Source organism: Amycolatopsis sp. NPDC051128 (genome assembly GCF_040682715.1).
GTDB lineage: Bacteria > Actinomycetota > Actinomycetes > Mycobacteriales > Pseudonocardiaceae > Amycolatopsis.
Window position 1 is genome coordinate 50122 of sequence record NZ_JBFBBN010000031.1, and the last position, 22589, is coordinate 72710.

Annotated in this window: 22 protein-coding genes; 10 read left to right on the forward strand and 12 right to left on the reverse strand. The window is 71.8% G+C overall.

What is annotated here, in order from left to right; all coding sequences use genetic code 11:
- Positions 1–57: 57 nt before the first annotated feature.
- From AB0M82_RS27970 to AB0M82_RS27985, 4 genes are all read right to left on the reverse strand, one after another.
- Entirely contained in the window at positions 58–945 is an 888-nt protein-coding gene (locus AB0M82_RS27970; protein ID WP_364727752.1) for an acyl-CoA thioesterase II, read from the reverse strand.
- Complete coding sequence (locus AB0M82_RS27975; protein WP_364727754.1) at positions 942–1151, reverse strand: hypothetical protein; 210 nt, start codon at positions 1149–1151, stop codon at positions 942–944. The genes AB0M82_RS27970 and AB0M82_RS27975 overlap by 4 nt, the downstream gene beginning before the upstream one ends.
- A 16-nt stretch (positions 1152–1167) precedes the next feature.
- Positions 1168–2298, reverse strand: a complete 1131-nt coding sequence (locus tag AB0M82_RS27980) for an amidohydrolase family protein (RefSeq protein ID WP_364727757.1) — start codon at positions 2296–2298, stop codon at positions 1168–1170.
- A gap of 101 nt (positions 2299–2399) precedes the next feature.
- Complete coding sequence (locus AB0M82_RS27985; protein ID WP_364727760.1) at positions 2400–2987, reverse strand: helix-turn-helix domain-containing protein; 588 nt, start codon at positions 2985–2987, stop codon at positions 2400–2402.
- A gap of 163 nt (positions 2988–3150) precedes the next feature.
- Here AB0M82_RS27985 and AB0M82_RS27990 point away from each other — a divergent pair, with 163 nt between their 5' ends.
- Positions 3151–4293 carry an acyl-CoA dehydrogenase family protein gene (locus tag AB0M82_RS27990; protein WP_364727762.1) on the forward strand — a complete coding sequence of 381 codons (1143 nt, stop codon included), beginning with the start codon at positions 3151–3153 and terminating at the stop codon, positions 4291–4293.
- Positions 4294–4721: 428 nt separating this feature from the next.
- Here the strand turns inward: AB0M82_RS27990 and AB0M82_RS27995 are convergent, their stop codons facing one another.
- Complete coding sequence (locus AB0M82_RS27995) at positions 4722–5804, reverse strand: 3-deoxy-7-phosphoheptulonate synthase (protein WP_364727765.1); 1083 nt, start codon at positions 5802–5804, stop codon at positions 4722–4724.
- Positions 5805–6083: 279 nt separating this feature from the next.
- Here AB0M82_RS27995 and AB0M82_RS28000 point away from each other — a divergent pair, with 279 nt between their 5' ends.
- Positions 6084–7109, forward strand: coding sequence for a 6-phosphofructokinase (locus tag AB0M82_RS28000; RefSeq protein WP_364727767.1), 1026 nt, complete (start codon positions 6084–6086; stop codon positions 7107–7109).
- Positions 7110–7177: 68 nt separating this feature from the next.
- Here the strand turns inward: AB0M82_RS28000 and AB0M82_RS28005 are convergent, their stop codons facing one another.
- The 4 genes from AB0M82_RS28005 to AB0M82_RS28020 all read right to left on the reverse strand — a co-directional run bounded on the left by AB0M82_RS28005 (position 7178) and on the right by AB0M82_RS28020 (position 10826).
- On the reverse strand, positions 7178–8062 hold the full coding sequence (locus AB0M82_RS28005; RefSeq protein ID WP_364727769.1) for a CU044_5270 family protein: 885 nt from the start codon (positions 8060–8062) through the stop codon (positions 7178–7180).
- Complete coding sequence (locus tag AB0M82_RS28010; RefSeq protein WP_364727771.1) at positions 8055–8639, reverse strand: RNA polymerase sigma factor; 585 nt, start codon at positions 8637–8639, stop codon at positions 8055–8057. The genes AB0M82_RS28005 and AB0M82_RS28010 overlap by 8 nt, the downstream gene beginning before the upstream one ends.
- A 68-nt stretch (positions 8640–8707) precedes the next feature.
- A complete protein-coding gene (locus AB0M82_RS28015) occupies positions 8708–10144 on the reverse strand; it encodes an aromatic amino acid ammonia-lyase (protein WP_364727774.1) in 1437 nt (478 codons plus the stop codon).
- Between the two features lie 34 nt (positions 10145–10178).
- On the reverse strand, positions 10179–10826 hold the full coding sequence (locus AB0M82_RS28020; protein WP_364727777.1) for a group II truncated hemoglobin: 648 nt from the start codon (positions 10824–10826) through the stop codon (positions 10179–10181).
- Positions 10827–10894: 68 nt separating this feature from the next.
- Between AB0M82_RS28020 and AB0M82_RS28025 the strand changes: the two genes are divergently transcribed.
- Entirely contained in the window at positions 10895–11239 is a 345-nt protein-coding gene (locus AB0M82_RS28025) for a helix-turn-helix domain-containing protein (protein WP_364727779.1), read from the forward strand.
- Between the two features lie 22 nt (positions 11240–11261).
- Here AB0M82_RS28025 and AB0M82_RS28030 read toward each other — a convergent pair whose 3' ends face one another.
- Entirely contained in the window at positions 11262–11570 is a 309-nt protein-coding gene (locus tag AB0M82_RS28030; protein WP_364727891.1) for a metalloregulator ArsR/SmtB family transcription factor, read from the reverse strand.
- A gap of 110 nt (positions 11571–11680) precedes the next feature.
- On the opposite strand from AB0M82_RS28030, the gene AB0M82_RS28035 reads away from it, so the two are divergent.
- The 7 genes from AB0M82_RS28035 (at position 11681) to AB0M82_RS28065 (ending at position 19779) form a co-directional block, all read left to right on the forward strand.
- Complete coding sequence (locus AB0M82_RS28035; RefSeq protein ID WP_364727781.1) at positions 11681–12346, forward strand: DUF2461 domain-containing protein; 666 nt, start codon at positions 11681–11683, stop codon at positions 12344–12346.
- A 151-nt stretch (positions 12347–12497) separates the two neighbouring features.
- Positions 12498–13922, forward strand: coding sequence for a pyruvate kinase (gene pyk, locus AB0M82_RS28040; RefSeq protein WP_364727784.1), 1425 nt, complete (start codon positions 12498–12500; stop codon positions 13920–13922).
- A gap of 36 nt (positions 13923–13958) precedes the next feature.
- Positions 13959–14855 (forward strand): acyl-CoA thioesterase II, encoded by an 897-nt coding sequence (locus tag AB0M82_RS28045; RefSeq protein ID WP_364727787.1) that lies wholly within the window; start codon positions 13959–13961, stop codon positions 14853–14855.
- A 349-nt stretch (positions 14856–15204) separates the two neighbouring features.
- Positions 15205–16107, forward strand: coding sequence for a helix-turn-helix transcriptional regulator (locus AB0M82_RS28050; RefSeq protein ID WP_364727789.1), 903 nt, complete (start codon positions 15205–15207; stop codon positions 16105–16107).
- Between the two features lie 15 nt (positions 16108–16122).
- On the forward strand, positions 16123–16326 hold the full coding sequence (locus AB0M82_RS28055) for a DUF397 domain-containing protein (protein ID WP_364727792.1): 204 nt from the start codon (positions 16123–16125) through the stop codon (positions 16324–16326).
- Positions 16327–16485: 159 nt separating this feature from the next.
- Positions 16486–16695 carry a hypothetical protein gene (locus tag AB0M82_RS28060; RefSeq protein WP_364727795.1) on the forward strand — a complete coding sequence of 70 codons (210 nt, stop codon included), beginning with the start codon at positions 16486–16488 and terminating at the stop codon, positions 16693–16695.
- 60 nt (positions 16696–16755) lie between these two features.
- On the forward strand, positions 16756–19779 hold the full coding sequence (locus tag AB0M82_RS28065; RefSeq protein WP_364727797.1) for an AAA family ATPase: 3024 nt from the start codon (positions 16756–16758) through the stop codon (positions 19777–19779).
- A 105-nt stretch (positions 19780–19884) separates the two neighbouring features.
- On the opposite strand, the gene AB0M82_RS28070 is transcribed toward AB0M82_RS28065, so the two are convergent.
- Positions 19885–21495: a succinic semialdehyde dehydrogenase gene (locus tag AB0M82_RS28070; RefSeq protein WP_364727800.1), complete on the reverse strand. Its 1611-nt coding sequence runs from the start codon at positions 21493–21495 to the stop codon at positions 19885–19887.
- 109 nt (positions 21496–21604) lie between these two features.
- Positions 21605–22549, reverse strand: a complete 945-nt coding sequence (locus AB0M82_RS28075) for a hypothetical protein (RefSeq protein WP_364727802.1) — start codon at positions 22547–22549, stop codon at positions 21605–21607.
- Positions 22550–22589: the final 40 nt, after the last annotated feature.

Below are 22589 nucleotides of genomic sequence, written 5' to 3' on the forward strand. Positions count from 1 at the left end.
ATATCCGAGAGGGTGGCAGTGGGGAAGGGTGCCCCGGCGAGGCGCGCGGCACACCGTCTACTGAGGACGGACGCGCACGAGTCCTTCCTGGACCGCGCTGGCCACGTGCCGGCCGGCGCGGTCGAAGAACCGGCCTCGCGCCAGCCCGCGGCCGCCGTCGGCGGTCGGGGAGTCCTGGTCGAACAGCAGCCAGTCGTCCACCCGGAACGGGCGGTGGAACCAGACCGCGTGATCCAGGCTGGCCATGGCGACCTGGCCGCCGTCCGCGCCGAAGGACTCCAGCCGGTGGGCGTAGGTGACGCCGCTCAGCAGGGTCAGGTCGCTCGCGTACGTCAGCAGGCAGGCGTGCAGCAGGGGATCGTCGCCGACGTCGTCGGCCGCCCGCAACCAGACCTGGGTGGCGCGTTCCGGGTCGCGCCCGGCCCGCCAGCCGTGCTCACCGGCGCGGCGCAGGTCGAACGGCAGCATGTTCCCCGGGGTGTCCCGGCCCACGTGCAGGAACGCCTCGTGCGTGGTGGGCAGCGACTCGGGTGGTGGCGCCGCCGGCATCGTGTCCTGGTGGGTCAGACCCGGCTCGTCGGCGTGGAAACTGGCCGACATCGTGAAGATCGTTTCGCCGTGCTGCAGCGCGTCCACCCGGCGGGTGGTGAACGAGCGGCCGTCCCGGATCCGGTGGACCCGGTAGACGATCGGGTCGTCGGGGTGGCCCGGCCGGACGAAATAGCCGTGGAGGCTGTGCACCGGCCGGGCCCGGGCGACGGTCCGCCCCGCCGCCACCAGGGCCTGCCCGGCGACCTGGCCGCCGAACACCCGCAGCGTCGCCGTCCGCGGGCTGCGGCCGCGGAAGAGGTTCTCCCCGAGGTGTTCGAGGTCCAGGATTTCGCCGACCAGCTCGAGCAGGGCGGCGCGCGCGAGGCCGGGGGCCGACGCGGACACGCCGGTCATGGGAGCGATCCGGTGTGCGCACGGGCGAGGCGCAGCCCGTCGGCGCGACTGGGTGCGATCACCTCCCACCGTTCGCACGAGCAGGCGCACACGTAGGAACCGTCGTCCAGGGGAATGACGGACTGGGCCACGCATCGGCCCGATTTCTCCGCCACCTCGTGGAGGAACTCGGTGGGGGAGTCGTACAGGACGTTGTCGTCACTCATCGCGGTGCGCTCCCGGTCAGACCGTGACCGGTGCCGGCAGGGGCGGCACGCCGGGGAACAGCTCGATGAAGGCGCCCGCCGTGATGCGGTGGCGGACCTTCGGGTCCACGCCGTCGAACAGGTGGTGCAGCGTCTCCTGCGTGTGCCCGTAGGTGCCTTCCATGTGGGGGTAGTCGCTGCCCCACATGACGTTTTCGTACCCCATGGCGGTGCACGCGGCGATCGCGGACTCGTCGTGCTGGAAGGAGGCGTACACCTGTGAGTAGATGATTTCCTTCGGCGACCGCTTGAGCTTGGGCCGGACCGCCATCGCGTGCTGGCGGTACCCCTCCTCCATCCGGTCGGCGACGAACGGCACCCAGGTCGCCCCGCCCTCGGACACCAGGACCCGCAGGTCCGGGTGGCGGTCCAGGGCCCCGGAGGCGACGAGCTTCATCACGGCGCGCTGACCGCCGAAGGTTGTCTCGGTGTAGTTCAGCACCGCGCCGCCGGGGCCGCGGTAGATCACCCCGGACGCGCCGCCCTTGGACAGGTCGATCGGGTCGGTGCCGATGTGGAACGCGAGCACCATGTTCGCCCGCTCCGCGGCCGTCCAGAACGGCTCCCAATCGTCCTGGTTGTAGTCCTTCTGCAGCGGGTGCGGCGCGACCGGGAGGTAGACCGCGCGGTAGCCCAGCTCGGCGACGCGTTCCAGCTCGGCCACCGCGTCGCCGATGTCCAGGGTGGACACCTGCGCGGTGGTGACCAGCCGCGGCGAGAAGCCCTCGATCGCGTCCCAGGCCCAGTCGTTGCTGACCCTGAGCGCTTCCCGCAGGACCTCCGGCGTGCGGAACGAGGAGCTCCACATGCCCAGCGACGGGAAGACCAGCTCCGCCCAGACGCCTTCGTTGTCGAGGTCGACCATTCGCTTGGCGAGATCGCGGGCGCCCGGGGCCCGGTGTGTCGCCTCGAGGAACTCCTTGTTGCGTCCCGTCGGCAGCTTGCGGCGGAAGGACATGCCGTCGATGTGCACGGTCTCCCACTCGCCGTCCGGATCCCGCTCGGCGCGCGGGACGAGTTCGGCCAGCCGCGCCGGCAGGTTTTCCCGCCACAGCTCCTCGGGCTCGAGGAAGTGCGAGTCGCCGGAGTTCGCCCAGATCTTCTCCATCGGAATCCTTCTTCCCCTGGGCTGCGTCGCCCGACGAGTGAAAATGACGTTTTCAGTAGATGCCTTGGAAGCCAGGCTGTCAACACCCGGTTCTCCCCGCCTCAGTGGCCGGTGGCCCCGAGGGCGCGCAGCGCGAAGCCGGTCAGCAGTTCGGCGGTCTCGTTCGGGGTGGCCGGTGCGGTCCCGGCGATCTGCTCGTCGAAGGCGTGCTGGATCGCGGCGCGGATCCACCCGGCATCGGACGCCGGCCGCGTCAGCGGGAACGTGCCGTCGGCCCGGCCCCGCTCGAGGAGGCCGGTGAGCTCGCCCTGGACGAGCGCGTGGTAGCGCTGGCGCTCGGCGACGAACCCCTTGGCCCGGGCGATCTCCTCGGAGGACATGATCAGGACTCGCTGACGCCGGCGCGGATCGGCGGTGATTCTCAGCATGGCCTGCACGAAGGCGAGCAGTGCGGCGGCGGGTGGCTCGGCGGAGGCGGCACGGCGCAGGCGGGCGGCCACCCGGTCGGAGTCCTGCCGGAACAGGGCGAGCAGCAGCTCGTCCTTCGAGGTGAAGTGCCGGTAGAACGCGCGGGTGGACAGCTCGGCGGCCCGCAGGACCTCGTTCACCGAGAGGGCGGCGCCACCGGTGGCCACCAGTGCGCGGTACGCGGCGTCCATGAGCCGGTCACGTTCCGATGGCTGCTCCACGCCACCCCTCCCTCGTCGTGTCCTCGCCACAGGGTAGAGCAGGCGCGCGCCGGCCGCCCCGGACGACCTTGACAGGGACCGTTATAGTTCAATTAGCTAACTGAATGTACTGTGGGGCACCGAACGCAACGGCTGAGCAGGCCGGGACGAGGAGTCGGCCGAGATGCGCCGGACCATATTCACCGAAGAGCACGAACTGTTCCGCCGGTCCGCCAGGACGTACTTCGAGAAGGAGTGCGTCCCCTTCGTCGACGAGTGGGAGGCCGACGGCAAGGTCAGCCGGGAGGCCTGGCTGAAGGCCGGCGAGCAGGGACTGCTCGGCTGGGAGGTGCCCGAAGAGTACGGCGGCTCCGGGGTCGGCGACTTCCGGTTCAACGCGATCCTCACTGAGGAGTACTGGGCGAGCGGAGCGGTGGGCATCGGGCTCGGTCTGCAGAACGACGTCATGGCGCCGTACCTGATCACCCTGACGACCCCGGAGCAGCGGCGGCGGTGGCTGCCCGGGTTCTGCTCGGGGGAGATCATCACCGCCATCGCGATCTCCGAGCCTGGCGCCGGCTCCGACGTGCGTGGCCTGCGCACGACCGCCCGCCGGGACGGTGACCACTACGTGCTCAACGGGACGAAGACGTTCATCTCGAGCGGGCTCCTCGCCGATCTGGTCATGGTCGCGTGCAAGACCGATCCGTCGGCCGGGCATCGCGGCATCAGCCTCATCGCTGTCGAAGCGGAGACACCCGGGTTCTCCCGCGGGCGCAAGCTGGACAAGATCGGGCAGCGCTCGGCCGACACCGCGGAACTGATCTTCGACGACGTCCGGGTGCCTGCCGAAAACCTGATCGGCGAGGAGAACAAGGGCTTCTACCACCTGATGCGGAACCTGCCGAAGGAGCGGCTCGGCATCGCCGTGCACGCCGTCGCGAGTGCGCAGCGGGCCTACGAGATCACCCTCGCGTACGCGGGCGACCGGGAGGCGTTCGGTCAGCCGATCGGGAAGTTCCAGGTCAACCGGCACGCGCTCGCCGAGATGCGGACCAAGATCGACGTCATGCGCACCTACCTCGACCAGTGCGTCCTCGCCGCGAACGCGGGTGAGCTGACCGCCGAGGAGGCCGCGGGCGCGAAGTGGTGGACCACCGAGACGCAGTGGGAGATCCTCGACCGCTGCCTCCAGCTGCACGGCGGGTACGGCTACGTCAACGAGTACGAGATCGCCCGGCTGTGGCGGGACGCCCGGGTGCAACGGCTGTACGGCGGGACCACCGAGATCATGAAGGACCTGATCGGCCGGTCACTGGGGATGTGACCGCCGGGTCTCCGGGCCCGATCGGCAGGGTCTTTCGGCCTGTTCTCGCGCCGCCGCGCCAACGGCCTTCGCGATCGCCGCCGCCGCAACCGGGCGGCCTTACCACTCGGCTTGGTGTCGCGAATGACTCATTCGGGCAATGCCGGGTAGTTAAGGATTCCTCTGCCGCGCAAGCGGTCAACGGTAGGCCGTGAATGGCCCATTGAGGGACTCTATGTCCCTCAATGGGCCATTCACGGCTGTGGGCGAGCACCTGAAACCGGGCTAATCGGGCCAATCGGGCAGCTTGACCGCTCGCTGCCGCAGCTAACTGCCCGGCCTTGGTCATTCGCGACTTCAGCCGGCGGTCCGGGCCATGTCGGCCCGCCCGGAGCTGTCGGTGGTCTCCGGTAACGTGAAAACCGGGGGACCCCCAGGCCGGGGACCTTTCAGCGGCGCGCCCGCACGGCCGCGGCGAGCTCGTCCAGCAGCGGCGCCGTGTCGTCCCACGCGAGGCACGCGTCCGTGATCGACTGCCCGTACGTCAACTGCTCCGGGTGCCCCAGCGAAAGGTCCTGGCGGCCCGCCGCGAGGAAGCTCTCCATCATCAGCCCGACGATCCCGCGCTCTCCGTTGCCGATACGCGACGCCAGCTCCCGGACCACCGAAGCCTGGCGCACATGGTCCTTCCCGCTGTTGCCGTGGCTCGCGTCGATGATCACCCGCTCCGGCAGGCCCGACTTGGCCAGCCGGGCGAGGGTGTCGGCGACGGTAAGAGCGTCGTAGTTGGGGCCGCCGTTGTGGCCGCGGAGGATCACGTGGCAGTCCGGGTTGCCGGACGTCGTGAGCAGCGCCGCCAGGCCGTCGGTATTGATGCCGGGGAACACGTGGCTCGCCGCGGCCGCGCGGGTCGCGTCGACCGCCACCTGGACGTCGCCCTCGGTGGAGTTCTTGATCCCCACCGGCATCGACAGCGCGCTGCACAGCTGGCGGTGCACCTGGCTGGCCGCGGTCCGGGCGCCGATCGATCCCCACGTGACGATGTCGGCGATGAACTGCGGCGTGATCGGGTCGAGGAACTCGCAACCCACCGGCAGGCCGAGCGCGGAGACGTCGAGCAGCAGCTTCCGCGCCAGCCGCAGGCCCTTGTTGACGGCGAAGGTGCCGTCGAGGTCGGGGTCGTTGATCAGGCCCTTCCAGCCCAGCGTGGTGCGCGGCTTCTCGAAGTACACGCGCATCACGACGTGCAGCTCGCCGCGCAGTTCCTCGGCCTTCGCCGCCAGCCGGCGGGCGTAGTCGAGGGCGGCTTCGGGGTCGTGCACCGAGCACGGGCCGACCACGACGAGCAGCCGGTCGTCGCGGCCTTCGAGGATGTCGACGGTTTCGGCGCGGCCCTGCCGCACGACTTTGGCGACGGCGGCGTCGACCGGATGATCCTCGCGCAGCAGCGCGGGCGAAATGAGCGGACTGATCGACGTGGTGCGCGCGGCGTCGAGGTCACCGATGGTGGCGGGGCCGGCGGAGAGCGTCATGGCGGGGGTGGTCCTTCCTGGTGGACACCGACCCGCGGGAACTCGCCGAGCCGGTTGGAAATCCGGCTCGGGGTGGTGTCAGCGCAGGTTCACGCCGCCGTGCCCACCCGGGGCCGGCTTCGTAAACCAGTAATAGCGCTGCACGGCGCCAAGGTAGCACACGCCGGCCGCCCGCCGATTCGCAGGTGGTACGGGCTGCACCGATCCAGACGATTGGCGCTACGCTGGCCCTTGGCAAATGTGACTGTCATCTCCAGAAAACACAGACGGAGGCTTCTCATGCGTGTCGGTGTGCTGACCGGCGGCGGCGACTGCCCGGGGCTCAACGCGGTGATCCGCGCGGTGGTGCGTAAGGGCATCGAGGTGCACGGCTGGGACTTCGTGGGCTTCCGCAACGGCTGGAACGGCCCGCTCACCGGCGACAGCCGCCCGCTCGGCCTGAACGACGTCGAGGACATCCTCACCCGCGGCGGCACGATCCTGCGGTCCTCGCGCACCAACCCGTACAAGGTCGAGGGTGGCGTCGACAAGATCAAGAGCGTGCTGGCCGACCAGGGCGTCGACGCGCTGATCGCGATCGGCGGCGAGGACACCCTGGGCGTCGCGAAGCGGCTCACCGACGACGGCGTCGGCGTCGTCGGTGTACCCAAGACCATCGACAACGACCTCGGCGCCACCGACTACACCTTCGGCTTCGACACCGCGGTCTCCATCGCGACCGAGGCGATCGACCGGCTGCACACCACCGCCGAGTCGCACCACCGCGCGCTGGTCGTCGAGGTCATGGGCCGCCACGCCGGCTGGATCGCGCTGCACTCCGGCCTCGCCGGTGGCGCGAGCGTGATCCTGGTGCCGGAGCGGCACTTCAGCGTCGACCAGGTCGTGTCGTGGGTCGAGCGCCGGTTCGAGAAGGAGTTCGCGCCGATCATCGTCGTCGCCGAGGGCGCCCTGCCCGAGGGCGGCGAAGAGCGGCTGCTCACCGGCGAGAAGGACGCCTTCGGGCACGTCCGCCTCGGCGGCATCGGCACCTGGCTCGCCGACGAGATCGCGTCCCGCACCGGCAAGGAGTCCCGCGCGGTGGTCCTGGGCCACGTCCAGCGCGGCGGCACCCCGACGGCGTACGACCGCGTCCTGGCCACCCGCTTCGGCCTCCACGCGGTCGACGCGGTGGCCGACGGCGACTTCGGCGTCATGGTCGCCCTCAAGGGCACGGACATCGTCCGCGTGAAGCTGTCCGAAGCGACGGCCGAGCTGAAGACGGTGCCGGTCGAGCGCTACCAGGAAGCCGAAGTCTTCTTCGGCTGAGCCAAGATCCGTGAATGGCACATTGAGGGACTTCAAGTCCCTCAATGTGCCATTCACGGCTTTCCGGGTCAGGGCCGCTGCCGCACGGCGTCGACGATCCCCTGGCTCACGACCAAGCCGGTCGTTCCGTTGCCGAGGTAGGCGAAGGTCACCGGATCGAACAGGAACTCGTCCTGGTTGCCGATCCCGTGCTCGGTGGTGCTGTTCCAGGTGATCCCGAGCACCGGCCGGCCGGTGGCGTCCTTCGCGTCCGGCCGGGCGACCAGCCCGGGCACCTTCGCCACGGCCTCGTAGAGCGCGGCTCGCGCCGCCGGGCGCAGGTAACCCCCGGCCAGATCGACGACCTCGTTGCCGAGGTCGTGCCGGGTGTCCCCTTCGCCGTAGGTGCTCCGGTGCAGGTAGGCGAGCATGGCGTCGGCGTCGGCCGGCAGGTCGGGGTGGGCCGCCGGGCGGGGCGTGCACCGGCTCGTCGCCGTCCTCCCGCGGCCTTCCCTCTGCACGCGCTTCCCGTCGCGGCAGCCCGCGACCTCGGTTTCGTGGCCGAAGAGGAACTCCAGCCCGTCGTGGGTGCCGTCCGCCGACGCCCACGTCTCGTTCTCCCGGCCGTCCGCGAGGCGCGTCCGGGTGTAGACGAACTGGTCCGGCCGCGGTTCGACGTCCGGCAGGGCGCGGGCCCGCGCGGCGGCGGTGTGCAGGATCCACACCGGATCGGTCGACGGCCGGGGTTCCGGGCCCGGCGAGACCGCGGTGTCGGCCGGAGCGAGGACGACGACGGCGGCGGCCGCCGCGGCGAGCCCGGCCGCGGTGAGGCCGCCCCACATGGCGGGCCGGCGGCGAGCCGGCCGCCGCGCGGTCGTGGCGGCGACCAGTTCGGCCCGCTTCCGGGCCAGGTCGTCGCGGGCGGGGAGCCCGGCCGGTCCGGCGAATTCGCGCAGCAGCTGCATCTCATCCATGGTTCGAGACCTCCTCGGCGAGGGCGTGGCCCAGCTTCGCGCGGACTTTCTTGCGGGCCCGGTTCAAGCGCGACCGGACGGTGCCGACGGGGATGCCCAGCGCCGACGCGACCTCTTCGTAGGCGAGGCCTTCCCACGCGATCAGCAGGAGCACGTCGCGATCTCCCCGGGCGAGTCCGGCCAGCGCGGTGGCGAGCCGGTCGTTCATCGCCTGGGCGGTCACCTGCTCGGCGACGCGCTCCGCGTGACAATCCTGGTCGGCGGGCGGCCCGAGAGCGGCCCGCAGCCGGTACTCGCGCGCCTCCTCGCGCCGTCGCTGCCCGGCGAGGTTGGTGGCGATGCCGTAGAGCCACGGCCGCGCGCTGGGGAACGCCGGGTCGTAGCGATCGCGTCCGCCGAACGCGATCAGGAACGTCTCGCCCATCAGGTCGTCGGCGATCTGGCCGCCGAGCCGCCGGGCGAGGTAGCGATGGATGTGCGGCGCGTGGCGGTCGAAGACCGCGGCGAACCGCTCGGGTTGCCGGAGCGACGCGGTGATGATCTCCGCGTCGTCCCCGCCTGGACCTGGTGAACTCATGAACCGCCTGCCCGTCGTGAGGCCATCTGCTCCTTTGATTGGCGAACCGGGCGATTCGGGTTCACGGGTCAGATGCGGGCCAGCCGGTCCAGGACGCCGACCGCGGCGGCGATGTCGCCGGTGAGGGGACGGTCGTCGACGCTTTCGTCCAGCACCGCCGACGCCGCTTCGAAGGCGTCGCGGACCGGGAGGTCCACCAGGTCCGCCTTCCGCATCCGCAGCGCGCGGACCGCCGCCACCAGCTCGCACCCCAGCACCTGCTGGTAGGCCGCGCACGCCGCCGTCGCCGCGCGGGCCGCCTGCGTCGAGAAGCTCGCGTGGTCTTCGATGCCGCGTGACACCACCGCCGTGCCGAGCGTCGCCGGGAGCGCGGCCTGCCGCAGCTCCGTCAGCGCGTCGTGCGCGACGTACTCCAGGATCATCACCCCGGAGCTGCCCGCCGGGCCCGCCGCGAGGAACGGCCGCAGCCCGGTGAACTCCGGCTCCACGAGGTCGCCCAGCCGCGCCACCGACAGCTCCGCCACCTGGTGCACGGTCGCCCGTGCCTGGTCCAGCGCCGTCGACACGTACGCGGTGTGGAAGTGCGCGTGGTGGTACGCGTCGTTGTGCACGGTCGAGATCATCGGGTTCTCCGTGCTCGCGTTGATCTCCACGGCCAGCACGTCCCGCAGGTAGTGGATCGCGTCCAGCGCCGGGCCCTGGACCTGCGGGAACGCGCGCAACCCGAACGGGTCCTGGATCCGCCGTCCCGGCTTCGGCGTCTGGTGCATGCCCAGCAGCCGCCGCATCTCGGCCGCGCACGCGACCTGGCCCGCGTGCGGGCGCGCTTCGTGCACCGGAGTCGCGTACGCCTCGGGGTTGCCCTCGAGCGCGACGTACGTCAGCGCCGCGACGGCGTGGCTCGCCCGGGTCAGCGTGTCGAGCCGCATCGCCGCGAGGGTCGCTTCGGCGAGCGTCGCGGCATTGCTGCTCATGAAGGCCAGCGCGTCGCCCGCGCGCACTTCCACCGCCGGCACGTGGCCGGTTTCCCACGGCCGCTCGCCGGTGAGCGCCAACGCGGTTTCGGCCAGCGGCGCGAGGTCGCCGGTGCCGATCGCGCCGAGGCGGTGCACCAGCGGCACCGCGCCGGTGCGGACCGCGTCGGCCAGCGCGCCGATCAGCTCGGGACCGATCCCCGACCGGCCGGTCAGGAGCTGGTTGAGCCGGATCAGCATCATCGCCCGCACCTGGCCGGCCGGCATCGGGTCGCCGCTGCCGCCGGCGTGGCTGCGCAGGAGCCGCCGCCCGTGCTCCTTCGAGCTCTCGACGGGGTCGTCCTTGTTGGCCCCGACGCCCGTCGTCCGGCCGTAGACCACCCGTCGCGTGCTCAGTTCTTCGGCGAGCTTCCACGCGTGCTCGGCCGCGCGCGACGCGGCGATCGAGACGTCGATATCCAGCGGTCCCTCGGTGCGGGCCGCGGTCACGACGTCCGCGCACCTGAGGGTTCGACCGTCGACCCGGATCAAGGGCGGCCTCCTTTCGGCTGCCCTCACTATGCGGCTAGGGCGCCGGCGGCTGCCAGGGAGGCATCGGCCAGTCCCAGCGCGGGACGGGTTCGTGCGGGTTCGGCCGGGCGCCCGGCGCCGAGAACACGACGGCCAGCCGGCTGCCCCACTCGACGTAGCCGGCGAAGGCGGCCCGGAACTCCGGGTCGCCGGGCAGGCCGGCCTCGTCGGCGGCGTCGAGCAGCAGGCTCACCCACCGGCGCCGCTGCCGCTCGGTGATGCCGCGGCCGAGGTGGCGGCCGATCATGTGGGCGTGCCCGCCGTGGCTCGCGGAATAGTCGGCCGGCCCGCCGAAGACCTCGCCGAGCCAGACCGCGACGTGCTCGGCGTGGTGCGGGTCCATGCCGCGGAACACGGGCTCGAGCAGCGGGTCGTCGAGGACGTGCCGGTAGAAGATCGTCAGCAGGTTCACCAGCGCGTCGCGGCCGCCGGCCCAGTCGTACAGCGTGGGCGTGGTGGTTTCGTAGCGCTCGGGTTCGCCGTCGGGCGTGAAGCCCTCGACGCCGGCGAAGGGGGCCGGGGCTTTCAGCAGGTACCGGCCGGGGTCGCCCGCGGCGCGCTCGAGCGCGTGCCCGGCGGCGGCCTTCTCGAAGTCCGCTCTCGCGGTTTCTGGCACCGTGTACCGGAGGTATTCGACGATCACCCGGTTCAGGCAACCAGCGGCGGCCCGCCGGGGCAACCACGTACTTTCCGGTGCGTAGGGAGAGCGGGATGAAGCGGTACCACTGCGCGGTCGAGCTGGCCGTCGACCTGATCGGCGGCAAGTGGAAGCCGGTGATCCTGGCCCACCTCAAGGAGGGCGCCCACCGCTACGGCGAGCTGCGGCGCCGGATGCCGGGGGTGAGCGAGAAGATGCTGACCCAGCAGCTGCGCGAGCTGGCGGCGGACGGCGTCGTCCGCCGCGAGGAGTTCGACGGCCGGGTACCGCACGTGGAGTACCACCTGACGGCGGCGGGGGAGGAGCTCCGCCCGGCGCTGACGGCGCTGTACGAGTGGGGCGAGCGCCGCGCGGCCGCCGCGGGCATCACCTTCGAAGCGCCGGCGCCGCCGCGGTGACCGGAGCGCGGCGGCGGGCCCCTCAGGCCGGGTCGGTGGCGTCCAGGCGGCGTTCCAGCGCGTCGAGGCGGTCCGACCAGAACCGGCGGTAGGGGGCGAGCCAGGCGTCGATCTCGACCAGGGGCTCCGGGCGCAGGGCGTAGCAGCGCCGCTGGGCCGCGACGCGCACCGTCACCAGCCCCGCTTCGCGCAGCACCCGGAGGTGCTTGGACACCGCGGGCTGGCTGAGCTCCAGCTCGTCGACGAGCTCGCCGACGGAGCGTTCGCCGTCCCGGAGCAGGTCGAGGATGGTGCGGCGGCGCGGTTCGGCGAGGACGTCGAAGGTCTGCATCACCCTTGAAATGTGCTCCGCTGGGCATATTCCTGTCAAGGAATGTGCCCGCGAACGGCGAGTGGGGCACCGCCGGTGCCCCGCCGGTGCCCCGGATTATCGTCCTTGCCGTGAAGTTCAGCGGATTCGGCGAGTACGCCGTCGACTTCTTCGACGGCCTCGTGGAGGACAACTCCAAGCCCTACTGGGACGACCACCTCGACGTCTACAAGAGCGACGTCCGGGCGCCGATGGAGGCGCTGCTGGCCGAGCTGCTCCCCGAATTCGGCGACGGCTTCGGCGAGGGCAAGGTGTTCCGCCCCTACCGCGACGTCCGGTTCGCCAAGGACAAGACGCCGTACAAGACGCACTGCGGCGCGGTCATCGAGCAGGGCCGCGGCGGCGGCGCCTACTACGTCGAGGTCGGCCCGGACGGCCTGCGCGTCGGCGGCGGCTGCTTCCACCTGGCGTCCGACCAGATCGCCCGGTTCCGGCAGGCCGTCGACACCGAGGTGCACGGCGAGGCGCTGGGCAAGATCCTCGCGAAGCTCGAGCGCGCCGGCTGGGAACTCAAGGGCGACCGGCTGAAGTCGAAGCCGCGCGGCTTCGCCGACGACCACCCGCGCCTCGAGCTGCTGCGCTACCGCTCGGTGTACGCGGTGCGCGGCTGGGAGCCGGACGACGTCCTGCACGAGCGGGGCGCCCTCGACCGGGTGCGGAAGGCGTGGCGGCAGCTGCGCGAGTTCAACGAGTGGGCCCGCGACCGCGTCGGCCCGAGTGACCGGCCGCGTCGTTAGCGTGACGGCGACATCCGGGGCTTCGCCCCGGTCGGGGGCTCCGCCACCCGGACCCCCCGAGGGAACCTGATCGAAGAGGTTCTGAACACTTTTCTTGAACATTCGGGATCGGTACAGACGAACGCGCGGAGAGGGACTACGCTGTGCGAACGTGAGCCGACGCGCGAAGATTGTTTGTACCCTGGGCCCCGCCACTGCCACGCCGGAGAAGATGCGGGCTCTCGTCGACGCCGGAATGGACGTCGCGAGAATGAACTTCAGCCACGGGAGCCACGGCGACCACAAGCAGGTCTACGACCTGATCCGGGCCGCGGCCGCCGAGAGTGGACGTGCGGTCGGCATCCTCGCCGACCTGCAGGGCCCGAAGATCCGCCTGGGCACCTTCGCCGGCGGGCCGGTCGAGTGGCACAACGGCGACATCGTCCGCATCACGGTCGAGGACGTCGCCGGCACCCACGACCGGGTCTCGACCACGTACAAGGGCCTGGCGAAGGACGCCAAGCCCGGCGACCGGCTGCTCGTCGACGACGGCAAGGTCGGCCTGGTCGTGCAGAAGGTCGAAGGCCAGGACGTGGTCTGCGAGGTGACCGAGGGCGGCCCGGTCAGCAACAACAAGGGCGTTTCCCTGCCCGGCATGGACGTCTCGGTGCCCGCGATGTCCGAGAAGGACATCGAAGACCTCGAGTTCGCGCTCGAGCTGGGCGTCGACTTCATCGCCCTGTCGTTCGTGCGCTCGCCGGCCGACATCGACCTGGTCCACCAGGTGATGGACCGGGTCGGCAAGGGCAGGCTGCCGGTCGTCGCCAAGATCGAGAAGCCCGAGGCCGTCTACAACCTCGAGGCCATCGTGCTGGCCTTCGACGCGGTCATGGTCGCCCGCGGCGACCTCGGCGTCGAGCTGCCGCTGGAGCAGGTCCCGCTGGTCCAGAAGCGCGCCATCCAGATCTGCCGCGAGAACGCGAAGCCGGTCATCGTCGCGACGCAGATGCTCGAGTCGATGATCAACAACTCCCGGCCGACCCGCGCCGAGGCCTCCGACGTCGCCAACGCGGTGCTCGACGGCGCCGACGCGCTGATGCTGTCCGGCGAGACCTCGGTCGGCCGGTACGCGATCGAGGTCGTCGAGACGATGGGCCGGATCATCGAGGCGGTCGAGACCGACTCGCCGGTCGTCCCGCCGCTGTCGCACGTCCCGCGCACCAAGCGCGGGGTGATCTCCTACGCCGCCCGCGACATCGGCGAGCGGCTCAACGCGAAGGCCCTGGTCGCCTTCACGCAGTCCGGTGACACCGTGCGCCGCCTGGCCCGGCTGCACACCCGGCTGCCGCTGCTGGCGTTCACCCCCGAGGAGAACGTCCGCAGCCAGCTCTCGATGACCTGGGGCACCACGACCCGGATCGTGCCGAAGGTCGACTCGACCGACCAGATGATCCAGCAGGTCGACCACGCGATGCTCGAGATGGGCAAGTACCAGAAGGGCGATCTCGTCGTCATCGTGGCCGGCTCGCCGCCGGGGACCGTCGGGTCGACCAACCTGATCCGCGTTCACCGGCTCGGTGAAGACGACCACGCTTGAGAGACCGACCGCTTGGTATGGGCATAAGGTCCGGGCATGACTGAATTGGCCAGGACGGCCGCCACCGAACTGGAGATCCCGGGTGGCGGCCAGCCCGTGCTGGACCGACTGATCGCGCTGCTCGACCTGGAGAAGATCGAAGAGAACATCTTCCGCGGCGTCTCGCCCGCCCACTCGCCGGTGCGGGTGTTCGGCGGCCAGGTCGCCGGCCAGGCGCTGGTCGCGGCCGGGCGTACGGTCCCCGAGGAACGCCGGGTCCACTCGCTGCACGCGTACTTCATCCGCGGCGGCGACCCCAGCGTGCCGATCATCTACGAGGTCGACCGGATCCGGGACGGCCGTTCGTTCACCACCCGGCGGGTCGTCGCGATCCAGCACGGCAAGGCGATCTTCTCGCTCTCGGCGTCGTTCCAGACGGACGAACCGGGCATCGAGCACGCCGAAGCGATGCCTGAGGGCGTCCCGGCGCCGGAGACGCTGCCCACGCTCATGGAACGCGCCGACGGCTACGCGATCGGCGCGCACGGCCGGCCGCGGCCGATCGACCTGCGGTACGTCAACGAGCCGCCGTGGATCACCCGCGAAACCGGCGAGCGGCCCGCGCGCAACCAGGTGTGGATGCGCGCCGACGGGAAGCTCCCCGACCAGCAGCTGCTGCACGTCTGCGTGTTGACCTACGCCTCGGACATGACCCTGCTGGACTCGGTGCTCGCGCGCCACGGCGTCTACTGGGACACCGACAAGGTGCTCGGCGCGAGCCTCGACCACGCGCTGTGGTTCCACCGGCCGTTCCGCGCGGACGAGTGGTTCCTCTACGACAGCGCCTCGCCGACCGCGTCCGGCGCCCGCGGCCTGGCCACGGGCCGGTTCTTCGCCGCGGACGGCACGCTCATCGCGACGGTCGTCCAAGAAGGACTCCTGCGCGTCCTCTGACCCGCATCGCGCGCCCGCCGGAAAAATCACCCTCGCGGGCGATGAATAGGCAGAATATCCCTGACCGGAATAGGGCATCCGGGCCGTGAAGAGGCCCGGGACCGATCGGGGGACAGCCCCGGACCTCGTCGTCGAATGACCGGACAGCACACCACGCGATCATCGTCTACCCTGCTCAGAAGCCGGTCGTGGCGCCCGGCGGGTGTGACGATACAAGAGCATTTTGCAAATTGCAGGCCGGCGCCGGAAATCGACGCCTCGTTAATGCCCCACCAGCTCCGCGCCCGGCTGGTTGGATGCTGGAAGCACGCGAACGGCCACGACGCCGTCGACATCCGGAGGTGACGCGATGGCAAGGGGACAGAGCCCCACGGTTCGCCGCCGGAGGCTTTCCGGAGAGCTGCGCCGGCTTCGCGAAGCCGCGGACCTCACCATCGACGAGGTGGGCGAGAAGCTCGAGTGCTCCGCCTCGAAGATCAGCCGCATCGAGACCGGCCACGTCGGGGTCACCCCGCGCGACGCCCGGGACATGCTGGCCCTCTACGGGATCACCGGCGACGAGCAGGAGGCGCTCGTCCAGCTGGCCAGGGAGGCCCGCAAGCGCGGCTGGTGGCACGCCTACAACGAGGTCTTCACCGGCACGTTCGTCGGGCTCGAGGCCGACGCCAGCTCGCTGCGCGCGTTCCAGGCGCTGCTGGTGCCCGGGCTGCTGCAGACCGAGCGGTACGCCCGCGCGGTGATCCGCGCCCTGCGGCCGGACGCCGAGGACGCCGAGATCCGCCGCCGCGTCGCCGCCCGGATGGCCCGGCAGGAGCTCCTGTCCGACACACCGCCACCGGAGTACTGGGCGGTGATGGACGAAGCCGTGCTGCGCCGCGTGGTCGACAGCCCCGAGGTGATGGCCGAGCAGCTCTACCGCATGATCACGGTCGCCGAGAAGCCGAACGTGACCGTCCAGGTCGTGCCGTTCGGCGCCGGCGCGCACCCCGGCATGGAGGGCCCCTTCCTGATCATGGGCTTCCCCGAGCAGGCCGACCCGGACGTCGTCTACGTCGACGACAGCACGTCCAGCGGCCTCTACCTGGAGGAACCCACAGACGTCCGGCGCTACGGGTTGATGTTCGACCATCTGCGCGCGGCCGCACTGAAACCGGACGACTCGGTGAGCCTGATCGCCGAGGCGGCCGGACGGTTCGCCGAGCAGGCGGCCGTACCGGCTCCAGTGCACCATCGGGAACCGAGAACACAGTAAGGAGTGGTGGGGACCATGGAAGACGGACTGTCCGGGGCGCGGTGGCGCAAGAGCAGCCACAGCGGTGGCGGGAACGACTGCGTGGAGGTCGCGTTCGTCGACGGCGGGGCCGCGCTGCGCGACTCGAAGGACCCCGAAGGTGGTGCGTTCCGCCTGCCCGCAGCGGGTTGGCGGGGGCTGCTGGCCGCGGTGCGGACCGGCGGCCCAGCACCCGACTGAGGCGGTTTCGAAGACCCCTTACCCCCGCCGAGCTGGGCTCGGCCGGGAGTAAGGGGTCTTTTCGCGGTCAGGGCCACGTGATCACCCGATGCCTGAGGCACTCCCTCAGGACGAACCTGAGTCTCACCAAACCGGAAGATTCAGGGACAGGGGAACACGATGCACAGCGATCTGCTGCTCGACGCGGTCCGGGCCGAAGCGGCTTACCGGGCCGAGGAACTGCACAAGGCCGGGCGCAGCGCCTGGGCCGGCCGCGCCCGCCGCGCGGCCCGGCACATCCGGGCCTCACGGACCGGCGTCGACGTCCCGGCGCAGGAGCGCCGCGAGGCCGTGCGGGAAACCGCCGGTGTCGGCGAAACCGCCCGGTAGGGCGGGGTGATGGTGGTCATGGCGATAAGCAGTCGGAAACTGTCGGTGGGGTAGGCGAGAATGCTCCTCGTGCCCCGACTCGGCTCCGGAATCCCGCTCGTCGCCCGTACCCACGAGATGCGACGGCTCCGCGCCGCCTTCGCCCGGGCAGAACGGGGCGAGGCCGGCGCGGTGCTGCTTTCGGGGGACGCCGGGGTCGGCAAGACCCGGCTGCTGACCGCGCTCGGCGAGCACGTCGAAAGGTGCGGTGCGCTCGTGCTCACCGGCCGCTGCATCGACGTCCGCGAGGGCGGCCTTCCTTATCTTCCGTTCGCCGAGGCGCTCGCCCCGCTGGGCAGCGCGACGGACCCGGCGGTCGCCGCCGCGGTGCGGGCGCGGCCCGCTCTCGGGCGGCTGCTGCCGCAGGGGCAGGGCTTCGAGGAGCCCCGGACGGCCGAACACCCGCCGATGACCTCGAACGACCGGGAAACCATGGTGCGTCCCCGGCCGGAGCAGGATCTCGGTCAGCTGCAGTTGTTCGACGCGGTACTGGGGGTGCTGACCGAGATCGCCGAGTCGCGGCCCGTGGTGCTCCTGCTGGAGGACCTCCACTGGGCCGACGCCTCGACCCGCAACCTGCTGTCCTTCCTGCTCAGCAGGCTGCGGGCGCAGCGGCTCCTGGTCGTGGGCAGCTACCGGGAGGAGGACGTGCACCGGCGCCACCCGCTGCGCGCCCTGCTCTCGGAGCTGGTCCGGCTGGCCACCGTCGAGCGCGTCGACCTGCTCCCCTTCGGCACCGCCGACGCCCGCAGGTTCGTCGAAGCGCTGGCCGACGAGCCGCTCGCGGCGGACGTCGTGGCGGACATCGTCGCCCGCTCCGAGGGCAACCCGTTCTTCGCCGAGGAACTGCTCGCCACCAAGACCGAGTGCAACGACCTGCCCGCCGGGCTGGCCGAGGTGCTGCTGTCCCGGCTCGAGCGGCTCTCGCCGGACGCCCGCCGGGCGGTCCGGGTGATCTCCGTCGCCAACGAGCCGGTGATGCACGCCGCGCTGGCCGAGATCTCCGGGCTGGGGGAGCTGGAGCTCGACGAGGCCCTGCGCGAAGCCGTCCAGCACCACGTCCTGGTGGTGCTTTCGGACGGCTCGTACACGTTCCGGCACGCGTTGCTGCAGGAAGCGGTGTACGGCGACCTGCTGCCGGGGGAGCGGTCGCGCACGCACGCCGCGTACGCCTCGCGGATCCAGGCGCGGCCGCAGGGCCGCGGCCACGACGCGAAGCTGGCCTACCACTCGATGCAGAGCAGCGACCTGGTCACTGCGCTGCCGGCGCTGCTGCGCGCGATGGACGAGGCCGAGAAGCTCGGTGCGCCCGGGTCGGCGTTGCAGCACGTCGAGCAGGCCATGTCCATCTGGGACGCCGTCCCGGCGGCGGACCGGCCCGAAGGTTTCGACGAACTGCGGCTGCTGCACGAGGCGTCGTACTTCGCCGGCACGTCCGGCGAACCCGAGCGGGCGGCCGCGTTCGCCCGCTCGGCCACCCAGGCGCTCTCCCCGGACATCCCGAACGACCGTGCGGCGAAGGTGTGGCGGCGGCTGGCCGAAGCGCTGCTGGCCCTCGAAGGCACCCTCGACGAAGCGGTCGCGGCCATCGACCGGGCCTGGGACCTGGTCAAGGACACCGAACCCAGCTCGCCGCGCGCGTGGGTGCTGGCCAGCCGGGCCGGCTTCCTCCGGCTGCTCGACCAACCCGAAGCGGCGCTGGACAGCGCGCTCACCGCGGTCGCCGACGCGCAGGCGGTCGGCGCGGCGGGCGCGGAGGCGTCGGCGCTGGTCACCCTGGGCACGCTGGCCGATTCGCGCGGCGACGCGGCCGAGGCGCGCGAGTGGCTGCGCAAGGCCGAGCGGAAGGCACGGGACTCCGGGGCGCTCAACACCGAGATCCGCGCGACCTACTTCCTCGCGTTGAGCTACCACGACCAGGCCGAGTTCACCGAAGCGCTGGAGCACTCTTCGCGCGGCGTCGCGCGGGCGGAAGAAGCCGGGCTGAGCTGGAGCACCTTCGGGCTCGAGCTGCGGGCGGGGCAGCTGGTCCTGCGGTACGTCGCGGGCGACTGGCCGGACGAGAGCGCCGGCCGGGCCGGGCGCGGGGTGTCCAGTGCGGTCGCCGCGCGGATCCAGGCCATCTGGGCGCAGTTCGTCGTGGCCCGTGGCCGGTTCGACGAGGCAGCGAAGCTGATCGCCGGGCTGCGGCAGCACTGGACCGCGGACATGCAGATCCCGCTGTCGGCTGGCGGCGCCGGGATCGAACTGGCGTATTGGCGCGGCGACCACGCCGAGGCGATGCGCCGGGCCGAGGACGCCATCGGCTGGCTGGAGCGGATCGAACCCGGCCTGCTCGCCGGCATCCGGATGGCCGCGCTCGGCGTGTCGGCCGCGGCCGCGCTGGCCGCCGACGCCCGGGGCCGCGGCGACCAGGCCGCGGCCGGCGTCGCGGTGGCGGCGGGCGAGCGGATGCTGGCGCACGGCCGGATGTGCTCGGTCGTCGGGCAGCCGCGATCGGGAGAGCTGGGGCCGGAAGGCCGGGCGTGGCTGCTCCGCCTGGAAGCGGCGGCGTCCTGCCTGTCCGGCCGGGGCGACGCCGGGAAGTGGGCGGCCGCGGCGGAGGCGTTCGGCTACGGCGCCGTGTACGAGCAGGCGATCTGCCGCTGGCACCAAGCCGAAGCCTTGCTGGCCGTGGACGGCGACGCGGGCTCGGCCCTCGAAGCGGCCCACGCGGTGGCGGTCCGGCTCGGCGCGGTCCCGCTGCGCGATGCTGTCCGCGACCTGGCGCACCGCGCCCGGGTCGAGCTGGCGGGCGTGGAACCGGCGGCCCCGGCTCGTGCGGTCGTCGACCCGCTGACCGACCGTGAGCGCGACGTCCTCGAGCGCGTCGCCCTCGGCCGCACGAACCGCCAGGTCGGCGAGGAGCTGTACATCAGCGAGAAGACGGTCAGCGTCCACCTCTCCCGCGTGATGGCGAAACTCGGCGCGAGCCGCCGCGCGGAAGCGGTAGCGATCGCCTACGACCGCGGCCTCCTCACGACCCCCACGGCCGAACACGCGTGATTGGAACCGTAACTCGCGTGATTGAAGCCGTAACTCGCGTGATTGGGGCCGTCACGGCTTCAATCACGCGAGATCCGGCCCGGATCACGCGAGTTACGGGTTCCGTCAGCGGGGGAGGCGGCGGAGGGCCTTGAGGCCGAACGTCATGCCGCGCGCCCACAGCGAGCCCGAGATTCCGCGCGGTGGCCGCAGAGCCAGGCCGCGCTGCAGCGCGATCGACTGGGACTCCGTGTACTTCAGCAGGCCCTCGGCGCCGTTGCGGCGGCCGACGCCGGAGTCCTTCATCCCGCCCATCGGCACGCCGACGCTGCCGAACGTCGCCGCGTAGCCCTCGTTGACGTTGACCGTCCCGGCCTTCAGCCGCGCCGCGACCTCCCAGCCCGCGCGGCCGTTGCGGGACCAGACGCTGGCGTTGAGCCCGAACGGCGTGTCGTTGGCGCGGTCGATGGCCTCGGTGACGTCGGTGTAGCCGTAGATCGACACCACCGGCCCGAACGTCTCTTCCGCGAACGGCACCATGTCCGGGGTGACGCCGGAAAGCACCGTCGGCTCGTAGAAGAGCGGGCCGAGGTCGGGCCGGGCGCGGCCGCCGGTGAGCACCGAGGCGCCCTTCGCGCGGGCGTCCTCCACGTGCGCCGACACCGTGGCGAGCTGCTCCTCCGACGTCAGCGAGCCCATCTGGGCGTGGTAGTCCAGGGCGCCGCCGAGCTTCAAGGCGGCGGTGCGAGCCACGAACGCCCGGGTGAACTCGTCGCGGATGTCCTCGTGGACGTAGATCCGCTCGACCGACACGCACAGCTGCCCGGCCGAGGAGAAGCACGCCGTCACCGCGCCGGTCGCGGCCTTCGCGACGTCGGCGTCGGGCAGCACGATCATCGGGTTCTTGCCGCCGAGTTCGAGGGAGTACGACGTCAGCCGCTTCGCCACCTGCCCGGCCAGTTCCTTGCCGGTCGGCGTGGAGCCGGTGAAGCAGAGGTAGTCGGACTCCTCGACCAGCGCGGTGCCGATCTTCGAGCCGCGGCCGAGCACGATCTGCCAGGTCCCGGCCGGGAGCCCGGCCTCCTCGGCGAGTTCGTGCAGCCACAGCGCGGAGAGCGCGGTCTGGTTGTCCGGCTTCTGCACCACGGCGTTGCCGGCCGCCAGCGCCGGGAAGACGTCCATCGCGGTGAGCGCCAGCGGGTAGTTCCACGGCGAGATGATGCCGACGACGCCCTTGGGGTGCCGGATCTCGCCGGCCCGGGTGAGGCCGGGGATGACGCCGGCGACGCGCCGCGGCGCGAGGACCTTCGCGGCGTGCTTGCCGTAGTAGGCCGCGACCAGTGCGGTGGCGCTGACTTCGTCGAACGCGTCGAGCCGCGCCTTGCCCGCCTCGACCTGGACCAGGTCGAGCACCTCCTGTTGCCGGGCGAGGACCAGGTCGTGCAGGCGGGTGAGGACGCGGGCGCGCTCGGCGGGGGAGCGGTCCGCCCAGGCCCGCTGGGCCGTGCGCGCGCTCGCGAACACCGCGCGGACGTCGGCGTCGGTGGCCTGGGGCAGGATCGCGATCGGCTGTCCGGTGAAGGGGGCGCGCATCCGGATCGGCGCCGAGTCCGCGCCACCCGTCACGCGGGCGACGAGTTGGGCCGCCCGCGCCGAGCCGGGCGCCCCGGCGACGCCGCCGACGGTCGGCGGCAGGGGAGTGGCTTCGACCGTGTTCGCGGGGGTCGTGCTGGTCATGACGTCTCCGTTCCGCGGCGTCCGGAGTCCGCGCGACGCCGCGCAGGGGTTACCGACGAGTACACCATACCGTCGGTACGTCAGATGTCCAGCCTGATGTGAAAATGATTCATGTCTTGGGTGGGTTCAACGGCGGGAGCTGGTAGTTCGGTTCGGTCGGTGACGCCGGTTCCTGTGGCGCCGGAGGCGGCTGGGCCTGCGTCGCGCCGCCGTACGGGTCGGCGGGCTGCTGCGTCGGGAACGGCTGCGATGCCGGGCCGCCGTACGGCTGGGCGGGGAACGGCTGCGACTGCGGCGCCCCGGGCTGGGCCGGGAACGGCTGCGACGGCGGATATTGCTGTGACGGCGGATACTGCTGCGACGCCGGGTACTGCTGTGGCGGAACCGGGTACGGCCGCGACGGCTGCTGGTACGGCCCGCCGTACGGACCCGGCGGCGCCCCGGCCGGGGCGGCCGCCGGCGCCCGACGTCCGGCGAGCACCGCGAACACCAGCGTCACCAGCGCGACGACCCCGCCGCCGAGCAGCACCCAGAACCCCGTCCCGGTCGCGTAGTGCGACTTGAACGTCCCCTCGTCGGACTCGTAGCTCAAGGTCGCCGAGACGTCCATGCCGAGCATCCACACCGCCGCCGTCACGCCGGCCGCGCCGGCCACCAGCGCCGTCCGGGCGCCGGTGCGCACCCGGGCCTTCGCCGAGCGCCGCGTGCCGGCGAACGCCAGCCCGGCCCCGGCCAGCAGCACGACCGAGCCGGCGGCGAGCGGGATCCCGTAGCGGGCGACGTGGGTGTGCTCGTAGAACTTCTTCGCCTCGTCGCCCGGCTCGACGGCAAACGAGCGCGACCAGGCGCTGATCGTCTGGCTGCTTTCCGTCTTGCCGTCCACCACCTGCTCGTACGACGTCTGGGGCAGGAACGACCCGGCCACCACGAGCACCGCGGCGACGGCGCCGAGCATCCCGGCGAGCAGCCGGAAGAGCGCGCCCGGGTCGGCGGGTGGCTGCGTAGGTGGCGGGTTGTAGGCATACGGATACGGGGCTGGTGCGCCGGTGGTCATCGAGGCTCCCCTCTTTCCGGGGGATTGGACCACGAATCCG